Here is an 18727-nt window from a genome sequence, read left to right as displayed (position 1 = left end):
GCGGGCTGCCACCTCCCAATGGCTGCGCCAAGGGGAGGATCATCAGACATCAGCCCGCCACCTCGGCCTTCTTCCCGACCCCGCCCCAATCGATGTTCCGCGTCATGTACATCACGCCCGCGAGCGCGAAGAACATCAGCACCGACCCGATCAGCAACGAGTAAGCCTCGAGGTTCAGCAGCACATAGAGCAGCGCATAAAGCCCGACCAGCATCGCCGCCAGGAAGCGCGCGCGTTTCCAGCTCTTGAGCACCGCAGCGCTGTAAAAAGCGAGCAGCCCGATGATCGCGCCCGACGCGAGCAGATAGGCGGGGGTGAAGCCGATTACCTCGGCGAACGCCAGCAGCAGCACGAAGAACAGCACCAGCGCCACCCCGGTCAGCAGATATTCCGCCGCCGCGACCCGCGCGCCCGCGATCACGTCGAACATCAGGAAGGCGACGAAGGTGAAGCCGATGAACAGGAAGCCATATTTGATGCTGCGGTCGACCTGGCTGTAGAGGTCGACGGGTTCGATCAGGCTGATCGCGATCGCCTTCGCGGTACCCCCCGAAGCTTCGGAGGGCGACGCCTCGGCCACCGCGGTTTCGATCGCGACATCGGCATAGCGCGGCTCGCCGCCCCCCCCGCCATAGCTGACCTGCGGCGCCGCCAGATCGCCCGTCAGCAGCTGCGCCTGCCCCAGAGCCAGGTTGGAGATCGCATAGGTCGCGGTGAAACCGTCGCCCCCGACCGTCCGCTTCGTCGGCAGGAAATCGCCGCCGAAGCTCGGGTTCGGCCAGCTCGACTTGACCGTCCAGCGCGTATCGACCCCGCGCGGCACCAGCCGGAAATCGCCGAGCCCGCGCACCCCGATCTTGTAATCGACCTTCATCGGCGCGCTGCCGGTCCAGTCGACGAAGGCGAAGGCTCCCGAATTGCCGGTCGACAGCAGGCCTTTGCCTGGTTTCAGCGGCACCGGCGCGCCATTCACCGCCAGGCTGTTGCCATCGACCAGGCCGCGCGCATCGCTGATCCCCAGCCGCACCTCGGCGCGGTCGAGCAGCAGCGCCTCGCGCGCCACGCCGTAACGCGCGATGTCGGCGGGCAGGACGAAATCGGCGCTGCCCGATATCTGGCTTTCATAGACGACGGTCTCGTAGATCGCCTTCTTGCGCTTCTCGGGCTTGATGACGACATCGGCCTTGTTCGCCTCTGGCGACAGATAGAGGCTCCGGATCGTGTTGACCGTCCGCGTCACGTCGCGGCCGTTCTCGGTCACCGTCTGCTCTTCGGTCGCGCGATAGGGAATGACGATCACCGGCCCGGCGATCGTCTGCTGCCCGCCCCAGCCCTGTCCGATCGATTGCTGCGCGGTCTCCGCCTGCTGCTGGCGATCCCAGAGCAGTCCATAGACCATCAGCAGCGGAACCATCAGCGCGACCGCGATCAGCACGGCGATGACCAGTTTCACCCCCGGGCTGCGCTCGCGCTTCTCGGCCTCGCCCCAGGGCGAGGGCGGAACCGGCGGCACGGTCGGGGAAGCGGGCGGCGGCGATTGCGGCATTGGGGGAAACTCCTCTCGCTCAACTCGTCGACAGAACTAAACGGTTCGTCGACGGCGTCAAGCCGCTTGCGATGTGTCGCGGGGCTGCTATCGCTTGGGCAGGGTATCGCGACACATTGGGGGTATGGAAGGTTGCGACGACCATGACTGCGCATGCGGGGGACGCATCGGCCGAGCGTCCCTATGACATCTTCGTCAGCTACAGCCGCGCCGACGCGGAAAAGGCGATGCAGCTGCGCGACCTGCTGCTCGCGCGCGGCCATCATGTCTTCTTCGATGCCGAGGGGATCGACGCCGGCGCCGAATTCCCCGACGTCATCGACCGCGCGGTCAAGGGCGCGAAGGTCGTGCTCGGCTGCTGGACCTCCGCGGCGATCCAGCGCCGCTGGGTGCGCATCGAAAGCCGCATCGGGCTCGACCGCGGCTCGCTCGTCGCGATCGCGCTCGAGAAAATGGATCCCGAGGCGCTTCCGGCCGAATTCTACAACGTCAACGTGCTCGACATGTCGGGCTTCGACGGCAGCGAAGCCCATCCGGCGTGGCAGCGCGTGCTCGTCGCGATCGACCGGCGGCTGAAGAAAACGACCGCCGCGCCGGCGGCCGACGACATCCGCCCCGCGGGCCCGAAGAAGCGCCGCTTCTCGCCGCTCGCGCTCGGCGCTGCCGGGGCGCTGGCGATCGCCGCGGCCGGCGGCGGCTGGTATTATGCGGGCGGCGGCCCCGCCTTCGACCAGGCCGCCACCGCGGCGAGCTTCGACAAGACGGTCAAGACCACCGAACCGGTGATGGCGAATGCGCTCGTCAGCGCCCTGAACGACGTCGAGACCACCAGCAACGGCAAGGTCTTCTGGGCGCTCGCGCAACTGATCGCGGTCGAAAAATCGCCGAGCGCCGAGGAGCTCCAGCGCTTCGAAGCGGCGGTGACCAAATTCCTCGGCGGCGATTGCCACTGCGTGATGGTCGAGGGCGCACCCTTCACCATCGTCTCGACCTGGACGCTCACCGCCTATGGCGGGATGAACCGTCCGCCCCCGGCGCCGGTGGTCGACGCGCTGCTCGCCGCGCAGAACCGCGAGGGCTGGTGGTCGAGCACGATGGACGCCGCCGACCGCCCCGACAATGCCGCGACCTACATCACCGCGCTCGCGGTCATCGCGCTGCGCGACATCGACCCGGCGCTGAAGGGCGACCCGGCGCTGCTGGCCAAGGCCAGGGCCGCGCGCGGCCGCGCGGTCGAATGGCTCAAGAAACGCCGCCCGAAGCCGGGGGTCAATTGGGCCGACTATCCCGACAACGGCCTGCGCACCGAGGCGCCGTCGGTGTCGGCGATGGCGACGCTCGCGCTGCTGCCCGAGGTCGGCGCGGCCGAGGCGAAGGAGATCGCCGCCGTGTATGTGGCGGGCATCGACAAGCTGTCGCCCGTCGACCAGAATATCTCGAACGACGTCAACGTCATCCGCGCCGGCGGCGACACCTATGTCGACACCTATCGCCACGTCCCCCTGGGCTGGGAAGTCTACGCCCTCGGCAAGGCCTATCCGCTGCTGACCGGCGAAGCCGCGGCCAAGGCAGCCGGCCTGCTCGACCAGGCGAAGGCGGTCAGCCTCTCGGACCCCAAGCTTGCGCGCCAGGACTGGATGCTCGCCGAACAGTTCCTCGGCCTGCGCGGCGCCCGCGACGCGCTAAGGGCGAAGAAGCCGTAAAAAGGGCGCACGGCACCTTTGGAGTGGGGAGCGGACCTAAAGATCCTCCCCATCGCGCAGCGTTGGGGAGGGGGACCGCCGCGAAGCGGTGGTGGAGGGGTTGAAAGGTAGCACCGACGCCTGCGGCGTCGCCCCCTCCGTCAGCCCGTCGGGCTGCCACCTCCCCATCGCTGCGCGTGGGGAGGATCATCATGTCCGCTCGCGCCCGTCCCAAAACAGAAAAAGGCCGGTCGCGACCGGCCCCTTCCCTCGAGAGAAAGATAGAGGGAGGCGGCCTCCCCCCAGAGGCCGCCTCCGGGCCCGGCGTCAGAACGCTGCGCCGAGCGAGAAGAGCACCGCACCGTCGGCCCCCACGGCTTCCTTGTAGCCGAGGATCTTGGGCGCGTCGGTGTTGACGTAGGAGATCCCGAGCGTCAGCACCTTCCAGGTGAAATCGACGCCGACCGAATAGTCGAGGACTTCGCCGTCGAGCCCGCCCAAAAAGCTGTCGCTCTTGGAATAGCCGACGTGGCCCTTCAGCTTCACCGGGGTGTCGGGGATCGCGACGCCGACGTCGCTGTACAGATAGATGGCGCTCGCACCGCCCAGCGAATCCTGGCCGCCGGGCGCCCAGGCGACGCCGCCCTTGATCGTGGCCGGACCGACGGTTCCGGTCAGCGCCGCATAGGGTTCGATCACCGTCGTGTTGTTGACGCCGGGATAGAGATAGAGCGTCGCGCCGATGTCGCCGGTCAGGCCCGACGTGAGCTCGGTCGCATAGCCGGCATAGACGTCAATTTCGGTGCCGTTGTTGAAGCCGATGCTCGACCCCCAGGTACCGACGTAGAGGCCGCTGTCGTGCGCGATGGTGAAGGTGCCCTGGATCGCGGCTTCTTCGTTCGACTGGCTGAAGCCGCGGAAACGATAGTCGCTGACGACGGTCGCGCCACCGGTGATGGTGATGCCGTCGGTGTCTTCTTCTTCCTCGGCATGGGCGGTCGAGGGAACCGCAACGGCGGCGAGGAGCATGCCGAGGCACGCGCGGGAGAATTTCTTCATGGACTGATCCCCTAGATCGGAAAATGGATCGTCCCTGCCTGCTGCGTGATGGCCGGCCTCTGTTTCGGGCCAGTCCTCTCATGCGAAGCCCCCTTTTGGCGAAGTTGCTGCGACGCACAACGGAAAAATTGCGTTACGTGCCCAAAAAATGGGCACTGTGATAATTATGCAACAATTACCTTACGCGAGACCGGTTTCACTCGAAACAATATTGCGCGATCAGAAGGCGAAACCCACCGATGCGACGATCGTCGGGTCAGTGAGCCGGTCGACCGCCTTCACCCTGGTCTTGCGGATGTCGGTGTCGACATATTTCAGCCCCAGCGTGAAACGGTCGAAAGTCGCACGCGCACCGAGCGACCAGTCGAGATAGTCACCGCCGCCCGCCGGCGCGAGCGAACCGTCGGTATAGCCGACCCCCGCAGTCAGGGTGACCGGCGTGTTGGGAATCCCCGACGACAGGCCGAGGCCCAGATACAGGCTGTCGTCGGACCCCAGTGCGGCATGGTCCCAGGCATAGGCCAACGTCCCCGTCGCCTCGACCGGCCCCAGCATGTACGACAATCGCGCGGTGCCCTCGCCATAATCGCTCGGACCGAACGCTTTTTCGCCGTCGGGATACCAATAGTAAGTGAGCCCGAGGTCGAGCCGCGTGCCCGACGCGATCTCGGTCTCATAGCCACCATAAAACTGCGTCTCGACATCGCCATAGGCCGGCCCGCCGTCGACATTCGATCCCCAGGCGCCGAGGTAGAAGCCACTGTCGTGGCTGACTATGATCGTCGGCTGTACCGCGATATCGTCGCCCGACCGCGAAATCCCGCGGAAGCGATAGTCGGATACCAGGTCGACCCCGCCCGACACCGACAGCGACCCGGCAGGTGGATCGGTGACGTCTTGCGCAGTGGCGGGGACGGCGATCAGGAGCGCGGGTACGGCAAGCGAACGAAGCATGAAAAATCCTTGGGGGTCGGGGGAGCGCGATCTTGGCCTTACGGTCCCGCCCGCGCAACCCTCGAGGTCGTCATCCAAAACACTTCATCCCGCGCCAATCCTGCTCTAAAGGGCAACCAACCCTCCCGAGGACCCGAAGAATGAGCGATCACAATCCCGGCCTGCGCCCCTGGCGCGATATCGCGCGGCGCGAATCCCGCCGGATCATGGTCGGCAACGTCCCCGTCGGCGGCGGCGCGCCGATCAGCGTCCAGACGATGACCAACACGCTGACCAGCGATCCCGTGGCGACGATCGACCAGATTCGCCGCTGCGAGGAGGCCGGCGCCGACCTGATCCGCGTCTCCTGCCCCGACACCGACAGCACCACGGCGCTCGGCAAGATCGTCCGCGCCGCGCGCATCCCGATCATCGCCGACATCCATTTCCACTATAAGCGCGCGCTCGAAGCCGCCGACGCCGGCGCCGCATGCCTGCGCATCAACCCCGGCAATATCGGCTCGTCGGAGCGCGTCGGCGAGGTCGTCCGTGCCGCCAAGGCCAACGGCTGCGCGATCCGCATCGGCGTCAACGCAGGCAGCCTCGAAAAGGATCTGCTCGAAAAATATGGCGAACCCTGCCCCGAGGCGCTGACCGAAAGCGCGCTCGACCATATCAAGCTGCTGCAGGACCATGACTTTCACGACTATAAGGTCGCGGTGAAGGCGAGCGACGTCTTCCTCGCGGTCGCCTCCTATATGCAGCTCGCCGACGCGGTAGACTGCCCGCTCCACCTCGGCATCACCGAGGCGGGCGGGCTGATCGGCGGCACGGTCAAGTCGGCGCTCGGCATCGGCAATCTTCTTTGGGCCGGCATCGGCGACACGATCCGCGTCAGCCTCTCGGCCGAGCCCGAGGAGGAAGTTCGCGTCGGCTACGAGATCCTGAAATCGCTGGGCCTGCGCACCCGCGGCGTCCGCGTCGTCTCCTGCCCCAGCTGCGCACGCCAGGGCTTCGACGTCATCCGCACGGTCCAGGCGCTCGAGGATGCGCTCAGCCACATCAAGACCCCGATGTCGCTCTCGGTCCTCGGCTGCGTCGTCAACGGCCCCGGCGAAGCACGCGAGACGGACATCGGCATCACCGGCGGCGGCAACGGCAAGCATATGGTCTATCTCTCGGGCGTCACCGACCACCATGTCGCCGACGCCGACATGATCGCGCACGTCGTCAAGCTGGTCGAAGCCAAGGCCGCCGAGATCGAGGCCGGCAGCGCGGTGAGCATGGACACGCTGCACGGCAAGGCGGCGTGAAGACCAAGGCCGACATCGTCGTCGAACCACCCGCCCTCCGCGAGGCAACCGCCATCGGCGGCCGGTGCCGCGGCGCTCGGCGCGGGCCAGGTCGCGGCGCTTGCGATCGGCGCCTTCGCCATCGGCCGCCTTCGCATCGGCAAGGCACGCATCCGCAAGCTGCGCATCGACGAGCTGAAGGTCGGGAAAAATAGTCCAAATCGGTCGCGACGGGACCTAGATCAGCTTCCGTTCCTTGTGCTCCCTTGGGTCCTACGCTATAAAATAGGACCTGAGGAGTTCACCATGACCCACCACGCCAAGCTTATCAAAGGTGGAAAGATCGTCATTCCGGCCGACCTTCGCCGTGCGCTCGGCTTCGATGAAGGCGATATGCTGGTTGTAGAACGCGATGGCGACGCACTTATCGTGCGTAGTCAGGCCGCGATGCTCAAGGACATCCGGGCGAAAGTGAAAGCCGGTCTGAAGCGCCCGCTCAGCGTCGAAGCCTATTTACAGGAAAAATGGGTCGAAGCGATCGACGAATGAGCTTCACCCTTGATGCTTCTGCTATCCTCGCAATGCTGCTCGACGAGCCGGGCGGCGATTACGTCTACGCTCGGCTCAACGCATCCCAAATCTCGGTCGTGAACCTCAGCGAAATTTATGCGGCGCTGCTCGACGGTGGCATGACATTCGACGAGGCCGAGGCCATTATCAATCCGCTGCCCTTTCGCGTCCGCACCTTTCGCGATGTGCATGCATGCAAGGTTGCGCAATTGCGCCCGATGACCAAACCGCTCGGCCTGTCGCTCGGCGACCGCGCGTGCATCGCGCAGTCGATGTTCAACGAGTTGCCGATCCTGACCGCCGACCGCCGGATGGCCGAGGCAAAATCCCTGCTCGACATCGACATCCGACTGATCCGCTGACAGGACCGCCACCATGCGCATCGCCGCCTTCTTCCGCACCATCGCCTCCGCCATCGGCGACTATCTGACCCGCACGGTCAGCCTGTTCTGGATCGGTCCCGCCGTTGTGGCGCTCGTCGTCGTCCCCGAATTCGCGCAGCATGTCGCGGAAATCCACCTTGGCATGTTCGACAGCCTCGCGATCGGGCGCAGCCTCGCCAATGATCCGCTGCGCTGGGCTTTTGGCTATGCGAAGCTCACCGGGCTCGCGCTGACCTTTTTCGCCTCGGCGCGCTTCTGGTGGTGCGCCGCGCATGGCGGGCGCTGGTATGATATCCGTAAGCTCGGCTGGGCTCGGCTGCTGCTCGGCTTTGTGCTGTTCTTCGCGATCGGATCGGTCGGCGAACTTTTCCCGCTGCTCGCGCACCGCGAACCGCCGGTTGCCGCCTCGATCGTCTTCAGCCTGCTCTCGCTCCCCTTCCTGTTCGTGATGATCGCGGGGCTGTTCGGCGACCGCGCGACACCGCTCAAGGGGCTGGTCCTGAAAAGCTGGCCATGGCTGTTGCTCCTCGCGCTGCTGCTCCCGCTCGTCTTCGCGCCGCTGTCGTGGTTGCACGGCATGAACCACAAATGGGCGATGGGCGCGCCCGACGCCGTCGTCTGGGCGCTGATGATCTTCGACAGCCTTGTCGTCGGCCTCATGGCCTCATCAGTGGGCGCGGCGCTGTCCGTCGCCTATGATCGCTTCTATAAGAGCGTCGGAACGACAAAATGGGGGAAGGGAGATGACAGCGGTAAAATATGACGCGCTCGACCGGCTGGTCCAGCTGCTCCTGCTGGTCGCGGCGGTCACCACCATCGCCAACGGCGCCTTCATGCTGGCGAGGCCGCTCGACTGGTATGTCTTTGTCCCCACCGTCGTCACCACCGGCCCGCCGAACGCGCATTTCATCCGCGACATCGGCCTCGCCTATCTCGGCAGCGGCGCGGTCCTGCTCTATGCGACGTTCGCTCCGGCCCGCCGCTGGCGCGCCGCGCTCGTCGGCGGGCTGTGGCTGGCGCTCCACGGCCTGCTCCACATCTATGAGGTCATGGCCGGCATCTGCGGCCCCGCGACCTTCTGGGCCGACGCGCCGGGAGTGATCGGCCAGCCCGCGCTCGTCATCGCGGCGCTCGGAATCGTCTATGCGCGTCGCAATGCGCGCGGCGCGCGCTAATCCGGAACACGCGTGAGCTGGGTATAGGCGATACGCCAGCGGCCATCCTGCCTGCTCCAGACATGCGCGATACGCAGCCGGCGGCTCTGCTGCCGCTCATCTTGCGTCCAGCGCAGCGTCATCACCCCGCCCGTCACCGCCATGTCGCCATCGACGCGCGCGACGGCTTGCTCGATCGCGAAGGGTTCGATGCGGAAATCGGGCTTCTCGAAATCGGCGAGATAGGAGCGCTTGTCCTGCGTCGTCGCGTCGGAGTTCACGAGCAGATAATCGTCGGTCACCACAGCGCCCAGCGCCGCGATATCCTTCGCCACCGTCGCGCGGTTGTGCGCCTCGACCGCCTGCGCGAGATCGGTGGGCAGGCTCGCGACGGCTTTCAACCGCCGGTCGACCGCGACCCAGTTCACTTCCCATGTCGCGCCGCCGTCGGCCGAAAAAGCCTGCTCGAAATGCACCTCGTCGGCCGATATCGGCGTGATGACGAACCGTACGCGGATCGGACGCCCGCCCAGCTTGTCGTCACCAGTGAAGACGCCGCGCCCGTCGGCGCCGAACCCGCCGGTCACCGGCGGGGTCATCGCGCCGTCGCGGAGGCTGGCGAAGTTGAGGCTCCATCGGCGCGCGCCGGGATCGTAGAGCCGGAGCGAAATGCCCTCGACCTTGCCCGCCGGTCCTGCGACCGACAGCTCGACGCTGTTCGCCCGCCCATCCATCAGCCCCCGAACAATGCTGGTGCCGCGATACTCCGCCCAGACCGGCGGTTTGCCCGATAGCGGATTGCGCAGCACACGCACGTCGGTCGCCCAGATCCCGATCTCGAAATCGAAATCATGCTGGCCGTCGCGCGCAAGGGCGGCCGGGGGCTCGCCCGGCGCAATATGCGCCATCGCGGGAGCGTCCAGCCCCGCGATCAGCAACACCGGCGCCAGCCATCGCACGCTCACCATGCGATCCGACCCTCGGGGTCGTCGACGACCACCACGTCATAACGTTCGAGCATCGGCATCAGCATCGCCTCCAACTCCTCTTTCCACAGCCGCCCTTCGTAAAAAGCCGCCTTCATCGTCTCGCGGCTTTCCATGTCGGGAAACCCGCGCATGAAAAAGAAGGCGTCCGCGTCCTCGACGCTCGGGAACGGCCCCGCGATCCGCATACCCAGCCGGTCATGCTCGGGACGCGTCTTGCTCTCGAAAATCTCGATAAAGCGGGTCCGCATTCCCGGCTTGGTCTGATAGGTCCGCATCTCGACGATCATCGCGTCATCCTGTCCGCTGCCGGAGGCGGCGACAAGGACGCACTTTCTGGTAACCGGGAGCATGCCATGGCCACATCGACCCCTTCGGACCCCGAAGCGAACATGCCGACCCCGCTCACCAATTGCCCGATGACCGCGGCGCTGAACGCGATCGGCGGCAAGTGGAGCCTGATCTGCCTCTATTATCTCGACAGCGGAACGCGCCGCTTCAACGAACTGAGGCGCCTGATCCCCGAGGTGTCGCACAAGGTGCTGACCGAAACGCTGCGCGGTCTCGAGGAAGAGCGGCTGATTGTCCGCGCCGTCCATTCGCTGGCGCCCTCGCACGTCGAATATGAGATTTCGCCGCACGGCGCATCGGTGCTTCCGCTGATGCACGAAATCCGCGCATGGGGCCGCAACCATCTCGACTATCGCAAGCAGGGCCTCGCTTAGGCCCCTTCCCCTCGTTAAAGGGAGCGGCCGACGTCCCTCTGCACAGGATATTTGCGTGACCCTTTCGATCCGCCCCGCCACCGCCGCCGACCTGCCGCTGATCGCGCAGTTCATCCGCGACCTCGCCGAATATGAAAAGCTCGCGCACGAGGTCCGCTTCGACGAGGCCGCTCTCGGCGACCGCCTGTTCGGCGCGCGCGCCTATGCCGAGGTGATCATTGGCGAGATCGACGGCGCGCCGCAGGGCTTCGCGCTCTTCTTCCACAATTTCTCGACCTTCGAGGGCAAGCCGGGAATCTATCTCGAAGATCTGTTCGTCCGCCCCGAAGCGCGCGGCTCGGGGCTGGGCAAGGCGCTGCTCGCGCATCTCGCGAAGCTCTGCGTCGAACGCGACTGCGCGCGCCTCGAATGGTGGGTGCTCGACTGGAACACCCCGTCGATCGGCTTCTACAAGAGCCTCGGCGCGCGGCCGATGGACGAATGGACCGTCATGCGCGTCGACGGCGACGCGCTGACCGCGCTGGCGGGCCAATAGCAAAAACCCCTCCCGCAGGCGGGAGGGGAATTGCTCGTCACCCCGGCTTCCTGAACCGCAGCACGAACTGGTCGGTCTTGCCCTGGATCGACGGATCGAACACCGCGACCGTCCGCGCATCGGCCTTGTTCGCGAGCAGCGGGCTTTCGCCGTCGAGCACGAAGCCCGCCGCGAGCACCTCGGCTTTCACCGCCTCGGCATCGATGCGGTGCAGTGTGTCGCAGTCGCGCGTCCCGGATCCCGCTGCGGCGCTATGGTCGAGCACAACATAATAGCCGCCGGGTTTCAGCGCCGCGAAGGCCGCCTTGTTCACGCGCTCGGCCGTATCCGTGGGCTGCTTGGCGCCCTTGAAGTCATGATAGTTGCGCGAGGTCCAGACGACATCGGCCGCCCCCGCCGAACCCACATTGTCGAACGAGCCTGCATAGGGTTCGACATTGGTGCGCCCCGGCTCGCCCGCGAGCGCCTTGATCGCATCGCTGCTGCTCGGCTCGGCCGCGACGACCTTGCCCTTCGGCCCCACCGCGTTCGAAAAGATGCGCGTGAAATAGCCTTCGCCGGGCAGGATTTCGACGACGGTGTCGCCGCGTTTGATGCGCGCGAACTTGACCATCATCCCGGGTTTGCGGTTGACGTCCTGCGCCTTGTCGGCGGCGGGGCGCCCCGGGTCGACCGCCGCGACCTGCGCCAGCGCGGGTTCGACCGGCACGACGAGGGCCGTGCCCGCGACGGCGAGACCGAAGGCGGCGAAAAGATAGCTGGTATTGCGGAGCAGTGCCTGACGCGTCATGATATTCCTCCCTTTTGGCGGCAGTTGACAGCGACTAGACGCCGGCAAGCGCGCGATTGGATGCAGCGATAAGGCAAAGCTGTCGCGCGCATGCGTATTATTCTACCAATACACTGATGCCGCCGACCAACCGACGAACAGCAGGGCGAAAGGCACCAGCGGCGCGTTGCGCGGTCATGATCGACCACACCGGAATCGTCGTCGGCGACCTTGCCGCGCCCGCGCCTTTTACGACGCCATCGCCGCCCCGCTCAGCCTCGCCACCGCGTCCAACGGACCCGAATCCTTTCTCTTCGGCAAGAGCAAGGAGGAACCCATTCCCTATCTCTGGAGGGGACCTTACGCCCCAGCTATTTGGCGGAAGGGCCGCGCCCCCGGGCTCACGCGAAGGCGGGCCGGCTATTATGGCGCCTTCCTGTTCGACCCCGACGGCAACAATATCGAGGCCTGCTGGCGCGAACCCTTCTAGCCGGCGGGTTTGGCCGTCCGCGGCTTGCGCCGCTCCATCGGCGCGCTCGGCATATGCGTATCGGAGAGCCGCTTCGCTTCGTCCACCGCGACGCCCAGATCGGTGAGCACGCGCATCAGCGCGTCGGCCGGCGCCACCGCGATGTCGGGCAGGACGCCCGTGCCTTCCCAATCCTTGCCCGTCAGCGGGTCATAGGTCCGCCCGACCGGGATGAACGCGCTATAACCGCCCCCCAGCTCTTCGCCCCGCCCGAAATGATTGGCGCCCGCGGTCGGCGCGCCGACCAAAGTGCCGCGTCCGGTGTGCTTCATCGCCAGCGAGAAATGCTCGGCCGCCGACGCCGTCCCGCCCGAGATCAGCACATAGACTTTGGCGTCGCGCAGCCGTACATCGGCGTTCGGCGTCACCCAATGTTCGCGCGTCACCATGCCCGCATCGCCCGCGACGCTGCGCATCGACGGCAAGCCGCCGATCGGCGATCCGCCGCCGGCATCGACCGACGCACGCGTCGCCATCGACACCAGCCGCGTCTCCTTGCCGAACAGCCACGGGAAGATGACGTCCATCTGTTCGACCCCGCCGCCGCCATGGGTGCGAATGTCGAAGATGATCGCCTTGGCATCGGCATGATCGGCCATGAATTTCGCCGCCTCGGCGGTCACCGCGGCATCCATCGGAAAGACGTTGAAGCGGACGAAGGCGATGCCCGGCGCGATCCAGCCCGCCTGCTCGACGGGCACGCGCGGCGCGCGGCGCATCGGCGGCGCACCGCCCGGCACGAGCGCTCCGGCCGCGCCCTCGGCTACGCGGATACGCAAATGGCCGTCGGGTGACACCGCATGGACATCGGCGTCGATCGCCGCGCCCAGTGCTTCGCCCGACAGCGAGGCATAGCGCCCCGCCTTGATCGCCGCGCGGATCGCCTCGGCATAACGCTTGCCCGTTTCGGGATAGACATAGTCGCGCGCCAGCAGCGCGGCATAGGCTTCGGCGATCGCATCGCCCTTTTCTGCGGGCGCGGCCGCTTCCTCGGCGGCGTGAACGGGCATTGCGGCAAGCGGCACCGCCGCGGCGAGCAGGAGCGGCAAAAGGCGCTGAGGACGAATCATCTTTGTCTCCAATCCAACCCCGGTCGGACGGACGTGTATCATGTCATCAATACAGATCAACTACATTTGTAGTCGATACGCATTCACGGCTTTTTGCGCGCAAACCAGACCAGCGCGATCCCGACCACAGCGAGTACGGTGCCGTTGCGCGTCCAGGTGATATCGCCCAGCATGAAGCTGCTCGATGGCCAGCGCACGATGTCGAGTCCCTGCAGGATCCACAGCCCGCCCATCAGGATCGCCGCGACCCCGACCACCGCCATCAGGCCTTTTACTGCGCCCATGTCCGTCTCCCTATTGGCGCTGCAGTCCGATCAGCGGCCGCAGCCAGCCGATGCTGCGCCCGATCCGATAGAAAAGCCAGCATCCCGTCACCGTCGCGGCGACCAGGATCAGGAAGGACGGCAGCGCCGCGACCTGCCCCTGCAGCAACCACCAGCCGGTGACGACGATGATCGTCTGGTGGACGATATAGAAGGGGAAGACCGCCTCGGCGAGCATCGCGCGGCGCGGGTGGTCGCGGTTCCACCAGCGGTCGGCGATCCCCAGCAACGCGATGAGGATCAACCAGCCGTTGACGTTGCGCGCGACATGATAGGGGAGGAACACCTCGGGGGGTGCGACTGTCTCGCCTGGCCAGGTCCATTCGATCCACGCGACGGGAAGGAAGGCGAGCAGGCCGAGCAGCAGCGCCGCCTTCCACCAGCGCGCCACGGCCTCGAACAGCACGGGCCGCACCCGCAGCAGCCAGCCGACGCCGAACGCCGTCAGATAATGAAGGTGCGACGGGCCGTCGTCGAACAGCGCGTGCGTCTCGTCATGATCGGGAAAGGCAAGGTAGATCGCGACCCACCACAGCGCCGGCACCACCAGCAACCGCCAGCCGCCGAGCAACCGCGCCGCGCCGTCGGCGATCCGCGCGCGCGCCGCCACGGGCACGATTGCCAGCAACAGCGCCGCGAGCATCGTATAGACCCAGAGGTACACGACGAACCACAGATGCTGCCACGTCGGCAGCGCGATGCCGTCGATGAACTGGAAGCCGAAATAATCGTGCAGCCAGAAATGCAGGAAACCGTGCGGGTAACCGTGCTGGCCCGCAAGATCGATCCACGGCTGCGGCGGAATGATCACCGCCATGCCGAACAGCAGGGGGATCAGCAGCCGCGCGCTCCGCGACCGCGCGAAGCCGCCCGGCCCGCCGAGCTTGGCAAACAGCGCCGCGCTCGCATAACCTGACACGAGGAACAGCAGCGCGAGCCGCCAGCTGTTCGTCGCGAGCATCGGCAGCGCGACCCATTCGACCGGCTCGGCGATCTTCACATGCCAGCCCCACGGCACGAAATACATGCCGATATGATAGAGGATCAGCAGCGCGAACGCCCCGATGCGGAGCCAGTCCATGCCGTAATGGCGCGCGCCGGTCATACTCTTCCCCCACTCCGTTCGCCCTGAGCTTGTCGAAGGGCCGTTCTTCCCTTTGGCGAGGTTGGAAAAAATAACGGTGCTTCGACAAGCTCAGCACGAACGGGTCTATTTCAACACCCGCCAGGCCAGTTCCGCAAACTCGCACAGCAAGGGCCGCGTATCGCGCGGATCGATGATGTCTTCGACTCCATATTTTTCGGCGGTGCGGAACGGCGAGCGCACGCGGTTCAGCCGCTCCCTGATCGCCTCCAGATGCGCCGCCGGATCCGCGGCGGCTTCCAGTTCGCTCTTGTACGCGACCTCGACCCCGCCCTCGATCGGCAAGCTGCCCCAGTCGCCCGAGGGCCAGGCGAAGCGATACTGGAAACGTTCGGCATTGCTCATCGCGCTGCCCGCGATCCCGTAAGCGCGGCGCACCACGACCGACGCGAGCGGCACCGTTGCGCGATAGATCGCGTTCATCGCCTGCACCCCATAGCGGATCGTCCCCGTCCGCTCGGCCTCGCCGCCGATCATGAAGCCGGGATTGTCGACCAGGTGGACGATCGGCAGGCGAAACTGGTCGGCCAGTTTGACGAAGCGCTCGGCCTTCTCGCTGGTCTTCGCGTCCCACGACCCGCCAAGGTACGAGGGATCGCTCGCGAGCACCGCGACCGGATAACCGTCGAGCCGGGCAAGGGCGGTGATCACCGCCCGCCCCCAGCGCGCGCCCATCTCGAAAAAACTGTCCAGGTCAAACACCGCCGCGCAGATCCGCCGCATCGCATAAACCTGCTTCGCCTCGCGCGGGACGGCCGACAGCAAGGCTTCCTCGCGCCGGTCGACCGGATCGCTGCATTGGGTCCGCAAGGCCCGGTCATGAATCGACGACGGCAAATAGGACAAAAACCGCCGCGCCGCCGCGAATGCCTCGGCCTCGCTCGCGACCTCGTCATCGACGACGCCGTTGCGCGTATGCACATCGCTCCCGCCCAGTTCCTCGCGGTCGAGCGTATCGCCGATCGCCGCCGCGACCGCCGGCCCCGCCGCGAACAGCTGCGACAGCCCGCGCACCATCACGCTGTAATGGCTCGCGACCACCCGCGCCGCACCCAGCCCAGCGGTCGGCCCCAAGGCCAGCGCCACGACCGGCACGGTATCGAGGTTAACGATGATCTCGTCCCATCCGGGCACGTGCGGGATATAGGTATAGCCCATATCCTCCAGCGTCTTGACCGACCCGCCGCCGCCGGTGCCGTCGATCATGCGGATCAGCGGCAGGCGATATTCATGCGCCATCGCCTCGCACTGCACGAACTTCCTGTGCAGCGCTGCATCGGCCGCGCCGCCGCGCACGGTGAAATCGTCGGCCGAGGCGACCACCGGCCGCCCATCGACATTCGCGCGCCCGAAGATGAAATTGCTCGCGGCCAGATCTTCCAGCTCGCCATCGGGGCCATATTTTCCGCGCCCCGCGATCTTGCCGATCTCGCGAAAGCTGCCCGGATCGACGATCGCCGCGAGCCGCGCCCGCGCATCCATCTTGCCGCGCCCGTGCTGGCGCGCGACCTTTTCCTCGCCGCCCATCTTCTCGGCCATCGCGCGGCGCGCGGCGAGTTCCTCGACTTCTTTTTTCCAGCTCATGGGACGGAGGCTAACTGACGTTGACGGAAACGTCATGCAAAACCTATCGTCGGCGCATGATGCGCAAAATCGCCCTCGCCTTCGCGATAGTCCTCCTCCCGCTCGTCCCCGCGCGGGCCTTCGACGACGCCCCGCTCCGTTCGATCCCCGGCGTCGAAAAGCCTTATGAAACCAACGTCTTCGATCCCGGCTCCGACGCGATGGCGGCGATCGATGCGGCGATCGCCGCCGCGCGCCGGTCGGGCAAGCGCGTGCTACTGGTGATGGGGTCGAACGACTGCCACGACAGCGCCTGGTTCGCCAACGCCGTGACCAGCGCCGGCCTCGCGGGCACGCTCGCCGCGCGCTACCATATCGTCTTCGTCGATATCGGCATGCCGCAGGTCGGCCAGGGCCGGAACCCCGAAATCCCGGCGCGCTTCGGCTTCAGGAAGATCAAGGGCACGCCGACGGTGGCGATCCTCGACGCGCGCGGCCATGTGCTCAACCGCAAGGCCGCGCCCCAATGGCGCAACGCCGCGAGACGCGACACGCACGAAATCCAGACCGAATTGATGCAATAGGGAGAGAGGCATGGCCGAGATGAACCTTGCGGGGCGCACTGCGCTCGTCACCGGCGCCTCGCGCGGCATCGGTCGCGGCATCGCGCTCGCGCTGGCCGAAGCGGGCGCCGACGTCGCGGTCAACTATACCCGCGACGAAGGCGCCGCCGCCGAAACCGTCGCCGCGATCCAGGCGCTCGGCCGCCGGGCCAAGGCCTATCAGGCCTCGGTCACCGACGAAGAAGCCTGCGCCGCGATGGTCGCGGGCATCGAGACCGATTTTGGCCCGCTATCGATCCTGGTCAACAACGCCGGCATCGCCAGCCGCGGCCGCGGCGTCGCCGACACCGACGCTGCCGAGGTCGAGAAACTGCTCGCGGTCCACGCGGTCGGCCCGCACCGGCTGTCGCGCCTCTGCCTGCCGCAGCTCCGCCAGCATGAACGCAGCGACGTGGTGGTCATCTCCAGCATCGCCGCGACCCAGCACGCCCCATTCGGCGCGCCCTACACGATGGGCAAGGTCGCGGGCGAAGCGCTCGCGATGGCGCTCGCCAAGGAGGAGCTCAAGCACGGCGTCCGCGTCAACATCGTCGCCCCCGCGCTGACCGTCAGCGACATGGGCGAACGCCTGTCGCGCGCGATCACCGGCCAGGACGACATCCACCACCTCGCGTCGAAAATGCCCTTCGGCCGCGTCGCCGAACCGAGCGACGTCGCCGCGGCGGTGCTGTGGTTCGTCAGCGACGCCAACCCCTATTGCTCGGGCCAGAGGCTCGCGATCGACGGCGCGGGCATGGCGACGTTCCGTTAGCCATAGGCGCCGGTTTCGGACGAAACACGACGCAAAAATCCTCCCCATCGACTTGCGATGGGGAGGATCCTTGGGTTCGCTCCCTACCCCAAACCCTCCACTCCAGCCGTCACGCCGCCCCAAAAACCAAAGCGCGATCAACGCGTCATTCTCGGCTACAGCCCCCGCCATGCGCCCCGATTCGCCCTCGCCGCTTATCCCCTTCCTGATCGCCTGCGCGGGAATCGCGACCTTTTCGGCGATGGACGTGCTGATGAAGGGGCTGTCGATCGACCTCGGCGCATACAACGCGGTCCTGTGGCGCACCGGCTGCGGCACGCTGGTCAGCGGCGCCATCTATTTCTCGCTGCGCCCGATCTGGCCCGACCGCGCGACGATGCAGATCCACGCCTGGCGCTCGCTGTTCGTCGCCGCGATGGCGCTCTGCTTCTTCTGGGCGCTCGCGCGGCTGCCGATCGCCGAGGCGATCGCGCTCGCCTTCGTCGCGCCGCTGATGGCACTCTACATGGCGGCGATCTTCCTCGGCGAGAAGATCGGCCCGCGCTCGGTCGCCGCTTCGCTGCTCGGGCTCGGCGGCGTAATCGTCATCGTCGCGGGCAAGATCGGCGGCAGCGATTATAATGCGGAAGCGTTATGGGCGGTCGGCGCGGTGTTCCTCTCGGCGGTCTTTTACGCCTACAACCTCATCCTCGCGCGGCGGCAAGCGAAGATGGCCGAGCCGCTCGAAATCGCCTTCTTCCAGAATTTCTTCGTCGCCGCGATCCTTGCGCTCGGCGCGCCCTGGTTTGCGGTAGTACCCAGCATCGACCACGCCCCGCATATCCTCGGCGCCGCGATCCTCGCGACGACGTCGCTGCTGCTGCTCAGCTGGGCCTATGCCCGCGCCGAAACGCAGATCCTCGCGACCACCGAATATACCGGTTTCCTGTGGGCGATGCTCTTCGGCTGGGTCTTCTTCGCCGAGCCCGTCACGCTGCCGACAATCGCCGGCGCAGTGCTGATCGTCGCCGCCTGCCTGATCGTGGCGCGCAAGGTCCCGCACGGCGATCCGGTCGAGCCGGCAGCGGCTTAGGAATAATCTCATGCGAAG

The 18727-nt window shown here is 66.5% G+C and carries 21 protein-coding genes; 11 read left to right on the top strand and 10 right to left on the bottom strand.

Annotation, left to right across the window (positions count from 1 at the left end):
• Nucleotides 1–49: 49 nt before the first annotated feature.
• On the bottom strand, nucleotides 50–1546 hold the full coding sequence (creD, locus tag AC1RNQ_RS15845; protein ID WP_493172517.1) for a cell envelope integrity protein CreD: 1497 nt from the start codon (nucleotides 1544–1546) through the stop codon (nucleotides 50–52).
• 143 nt (nucleotides 1547–1689) lie between these two features.
• Here creD and AC1RNQ_RS15840 point away from each other — a divergent pair, with 143 nt between their 5' ends.
• The gene (locus tag AC1RNQ_RS15840; RefSeq protein WP_493172515.1) at nucleotides 1690–3249 is read left to right on the top strand and encodes a toll/interleukin-1 receptor domain-containing protein; all 1560 of its coding nucleotides are present in this window, start codon (nucleotides 1690–1692) and stop codon (nucleotides 3247–3249) included.
• 306 nt (nucleotides 3250–3555) lie between these two features.
• On the opposite strand, the gene AC1RNQ_RS15835 is transcribed toward AC1RNQ_RS15840, so the two are convergent.
• Both AC1RNQ_RS15835 and AC1RNQ_RS15830 read right to left on the bottom strand, forming a co-directional pair.
• Nucleotides 3556–4287 carry a TorF family putative porin gene (locus tag AC1RNQ_RS15835; protein ID WP_493172513.1) on the bottom strand — a complete coding sequence of 244 codons (732 nt, stop codon included), beginning with the start codon at nucleotides 4285–4287 and terminating at the stop codon, nucleotides 3556–3558.
• Nucleotides 4288–4506: 219 nt separating this feature from the next.
• The gene (locus tag AC1RNQ_RS15830) at nucleotides 4507–5241 is read right to left on the bottom strand and encodes a TorF family putative porin (RefSeq protein ID WP_493172512.1); all 735 of its coding nucleotides are present in this window, start codon (nucleotides 5239–5241) and stop codon (nucleotides 4507–4509) included.
• Nucleotides 5242–5381: 140 nt separating this feature from the next.
• Here AC1RNQ_RS15830 and ispG point away from each other — a divergent pair, with 140 nt between their 5' ends.
• The 5 genes from ispG to AC1RNQ_RS15805 all read left to right on the top strand — a co-directional run bounded on the left by ispG (nucleotide 5382) and on the right by AC1RNQ_RS15805 (nucleotide 8640).
• Nucleotides 5382–6533: a flavodoxin-dependent (E)-4-hydroxy-3-methylbut-2-enyl-diphosphate synthase gene (gene ispG / locus AC1RNQ_RS15825; RefSeq protein WP_493172510.1), complete on the top strand. Its 1152-nt coding sequence runs from the start codon at nucleotides 5382–5384 to the stop codon at nucleotides 6531–6533.
• A 285-nt stretch (nucleotides 6534–6818) separates the two neighbouring features.
• Nucleotides 6819–7061: an AbrB/MazE/SpoVT family DNA-binding domain-containing protein gene (locus AC1RNQ_RS15820; protein WP_493172508.1), complete on the top strand. Its 243-nt coding sequence runs from the start codon at nucleotides 6819–6821 to the stop codon at nucleotides 7059–7061.
• Nucleotides 7058–7444, top strand: a complete 387-nt coding sequence (locus tag AC1RNQ_RS15815; RefSeq protein WP_493172506.1) for a type II toxin-antitoxin system VapC family toxin — start codon at nucleotides 7058–7060, stop codon at nucleotides 7442–7444. The genes AC1RNQ_RS15820 and AC1RNQ_RS15815 overlap by 4 nt, the downstream gene beginning before the upstream one ends.
• A gap of 13 nt (nucleotides 7445–7457) precedes the next feature.
• Nucleotides 7458–8228 carry a hypothetical protein gene (locus tag AC1RNQ_RS15810; RefSeq protein WP_493172504.1) on the top strand — a complete coding sequence of 257 codons (771 nt, stop codon included), beginning with the start codon at nucleotides 7458–7460 and terminating at the stop codon, nucleotides 8226–8228.
• A complete protein-coding gene (locus AC1RNQ_RS15805) occupies nucleotides 8209–8640 on the top strand; it encodes a hypothetical protein (RefSeq protein WP_493172502.1) in 432 nt (143 codons plus the stop codon). The genes AC1RNQ_RS15810 and AC1RNQ_RS15805 overlap by 20 nt, the downstream gene beginning before the upstream one ends.
• Here AC1RNQ_RS15805 and AC1RNQ_RS15800 read toward each other — a convergent pair.
• Nucleotides 8637–9587 carry a nuclear transport factor 2 family protein gene (locus AC1RNQ_RS15800; RefSeq protein WP_493172500.1) on the bottom strand — a complete coding sequence of 317 codons (951 nt, stop codon included), beginning with the start codon at nucleotides 9585–9587 and terminating at the stop codon, nucleotides 8637–8639. The genes AC1RNQ_RS15805 and AC1RNQ_RS15800 overlap by 4 nt on opposite strands.
• The gene (locus AC1RNQ_RS15795) at nucleotides 9581–9895 is read right to left on the bottom strand and encodes an NIPSNAP family protein (RefSeq protein ID WP_493172499.1); all 315 of its coding nucleotides are present in this window, start codon (nucleotides 9893–9895) and stop codon (nucleotides 9581–9583) included. Before AC1RNQ_RS15795 ends, AC1RNQ_RS15800 begins: the two co-directional genes overlap by 7 nt.
• 66 nt (nucleotides 9896–9961) lie before the next feature.
• Between AC1RNQ_RS15795 and AC1RNQ_RS15790 the strand changes: the two genes are divergently transcribed.
• Both AC1RNQ_RS15790 and AC1RNQ_RS15785 read left to right on the top strand, forming a co-directional pair.
• Nucleotides 9962–10330, top strand: coding sequence for a winged helix-turn-helix transcriptional regulator (locus AC1RNQ_RS15790; RefSeq protein WP_493172497.1), 369 nt, complete (start codon nucleotides 9962–9964; stop codon nucleotides 10328–10330).
• Between the two features lie 55 nt (nucleotides 10331–10385).
• The gene (locus tag AC1RNQ_RS15785; protein WP_493172495.1) at nucleotides 10386–10865 is read left to right on the top strand and encodes a GNAT family N-acetyltransferase; all 480 of its coding nucleotides are present in this window, start codon (nucleotides 10386–10388) and stop codon (nucleotides 10863–10865) included.
• A 37-nt stretch (nucleotides 10866–10902) separates the two neighbouring features.
• On the opposite strand, the gene AC1RNQ_RS15780 is transcribed toward AC1RNQ_RS15785, so the two are convergent.
• From AC1RNQ_RS15780 to AC1RNQ_RS15760, 5 genes are all read right to left on the bottom strand, one after another.
• Nucleotides 10903–11655, bottom strand: a complete 753-nt coding sequence (locus AC1RNQ_RS15780) for a class I SAM-dependent methyltransferase (protein ID WP_493172493.1) — start codon at nucleotides 11653–11655, stop codon at nucleotides 10903–10905.
• 465 nt (nucleotides 11656–12120) lie between these two features.
• Complete coding sequence (locus tag AC1RNQ_RS15775) at nucleotides 12121–13233, bottom strand: S41 family peptidase (protein ID WP_493172491.1); 1113 nt, start codon at nucleotides 13231–13233, stop codon at nucleotides 12121–12123.
• Between the two features lie 83 nt (nucleotides 13234–13316).
• The gene (locus AC1RNQ_RS15770; protein ID WP_493172489.1) at nucleotides 13317–13517 is read right to left on the bottom strand and encodes a hypothetical protein; all 201 of its coding nucleotides are present in this window, start codon (nucleotides 13515–13517) and stop codon (nucleotides 13317–13319) included.
• Between the two features lie 10 nt (nucleotides 13518–13527).
• Nucleotides 13528–14661, bottom strand: a complete 1134-nt coding sequence (locus AC1RNQ_RS15765; RefSeq protein WP_493172487.1) for an acyltransferase family protein — start codon at nucleotides 14659–14661, stop codon at nucleotides 13528–13530.
• Between the two features lie 105 nt (nucleotides 14662–14766).
• Nucleotides 14767–16284 carry an acyl-CoA carboxylase subunit beta gene (locus AC1RNQ_RS15760; protein ID WP_493172486.1) on the bottom strand — a complete coding sequence of 506 codons (1518 nt, stop codon included), beginning with the start codon at nucleotides 16282–16284 and terminating at the stop codon, nucleotides 14767–14769.
• 56 nt (nucleotides 16285–16340) lie between these two features.
• On the opposite strand from AC1RNQ_RS15760, the gene AC1RNQ_RS15755 reads away from it, so the two are divergent.
• The 3 genes from AC1RNQ_RS15755 to AC1RNQ_RS15745 all read left to right on the top strand — a co-directional run bounded on the left by AC1RNQ_RS15755 (nucleotide 16341) and on the right by AC1RNQ_RS15745 (nucleotide 18709).
• Nucleotides 16341–16847, top strand: a complete 507-nt coding sequence (locus AC1RNQ_RS15755; RefSeq protein WP_493172484.1) for a thioredoxin family protein — start codon at nucleotides 16341–16343, stop codon at nucleotides 16845–16847.
• Nucleotides 16848–16857: 10 nt separating this feature from the next.
• Nucleotides 16858–17637, top strand: coding sequence for an SDR family NAD(P)-dependent oxidoreductase (locus tag AC1RNQ_RS15750; protein ID WP_493172482.1), 780 nt, complete (start codon nucleotides 16858–16860; stop codon nucleotides 17635–17637).
• A gap of 169 nt (nucleotides 17638–17806) precedes the next feature.
• On the top strand, nucleotides 17807–18709 hold the full coding sequence (locus AC1RNQ_RS15745; protein ID WP_493172480.1) for a DMT family transporter: 903 nt from the start codon (nucleotides 17807–17809) through the stop codon (nucleotides 18707–18709).
• The last annotated feature ends 18 nt before the right edge of the window (nucleotides 18710–18727 follow it).

It is taken from the genome of Sphingopyxis sp. GW821-FHT12F08, from assembly GCF_058806755.1.
The sequence above is the reverse complement of the archived record's forward strand: the minus strand, read 5'-3'. Positions and strand labels throughout refer to the sequence as shown.

Coding starts and splice junctions, on each gene's coding strand:
- AC1RNQ_RS15795 (WP_493172499.1), bottom strand. CDS start 9,895: ATGATCGTCGAGATGCGGACCTATCAGACCAAGCCGGGAATGCGGACC.
- AC1RNQ_RS15840 (WP_493172515.1), top strand. CDS start 1,690: ATGACTGCGCATGCGGGGGACGCATCGGCCGAGCGTCCCTATGACATC.
- AC1RNQ_RS15805 (WP_493172502.1), top strand. CDS start 8,209: ATGACAGCGGTAAAATATGACGCGCTCGACCGGCTGGTCCAGCTGCTC.
- AC1RNQ_RS15760 (WP_493172486.1), bottom strand. CDS start 16,284: ATGAGCTGGAAAAAAGAAGTCGAGGAACTCGCCGCGCGCCGCGCGATG.
- AC1RNQ_RS15765 (WP_493172487.1), bottom strand. CDS start 14,661: ATGACCGGCGCGCGCCATTACGGCATGGACTGGCTCCGCATCGGGGCG.
- AC1RNQ_RS15820 (WP_493172508.1), top strand. CDS start 6,819: ATGACCCACCACGCCAAGCTTATCAAAGGTGGAAAGATCGTCATTCCG.
- AC1RNQ_RS15810 (WP_493172504.1), top strand. CDS start 7,458: ATGCGCATCGCCGCCTTCTTCCGCACCATCGCCTCCGCCATCGGCGAC.
- ispG (WP_493172510.1), top strand. CDS start 5,382: ATGAGCGATCACAATCCCGGCCTGCGCCCCTGGCGCGATATCGCGCGG.
- AC1RNQ_RS15790 (WP_493172497.1), top strand. CDS start 9,962: ATGGCCACATCGACCCCTTCGGACCCCGAAGCGAACATGCCGACCCCG.
- AC1RNQ_RS15780 (WP_493172493.1), bottom strand. CDS start 11,655: ATGACGCGTCAGGCACTGCTCCGCAATACCAGCTATCTTTTCGCCGCC.
- AC1RNQ_RS15745 (WP_493172480.1), top strand. CDS start 17,807: ATGCGCCCCGATTCGCCCTCGCCGCTTATCCCCTTCCTGATCGCCTGC.
- AC1RNQ_RS15755 (WP_493172484.1), top strand. CDS start 16,341: ATGATGCGCAAAATCGCCCTCGCCTTCGCGATAGTCCTCCTCCCGCTC.
- AC1RNQ_RS15830 (WP_493172512.1), bottom strand. CDS start 5,241: ATGCTTCGTTCGCTTGCCGTACCCGCGCTCCTGATCGCCGTCCCCGCC.
- AC1RNQ_RS15815 (WP_493172506.1), top strand. CDS start 7,058: ATGAGCTTCACCCTTGATGCTTCTGCTATCCTCGCAATGCTGCTCGAC.
- AC1RNQ_RS15770 (WP_493172489.1), bottom strand. CDS start 13,517: ATGGGCGCAGTAAAAGGCCTGATGGCGGTGGTCGGGGTCGCGGCGATC.
- AC1RNQ_RS15750 (WP_493172482.1), top strand. CDS start 16,858: ATGGCCGAGATGAACCTTGCGGGGCGCACTGCGCTCGTCACCGGCGCC.
- AC1RNQ_RS15775 (WP_493172491.1), bottom strand. CDS start 13,233: ATGATTCGTCCTCAGCGCCTTTTGCCGCTCCTGCTCGCCGCGGCGGTG.
- AC1RNQ_RS15835 (WP_493172513.1), bottom strand. CDS start 4,287: ATGAAGAAATTCTCCCGCGCGTGCCTCGGCATGCTCCTCGCCGCCGTT.
- creD (WP_493172517.1), bottom strand. CDS start 1,546: ATGCCGCAATCGCCGCCGCCCGCTTCCCCGACCGTGCCGCCGGTTCCG.
- AC1RNQ_RS15800 (WP_493172500.1), bottom strand. CDS start 9,587: ATGGTGAGCGTGCGATGGCTGGCGCCGGTGTTGCTGATCGCGGGGCTG.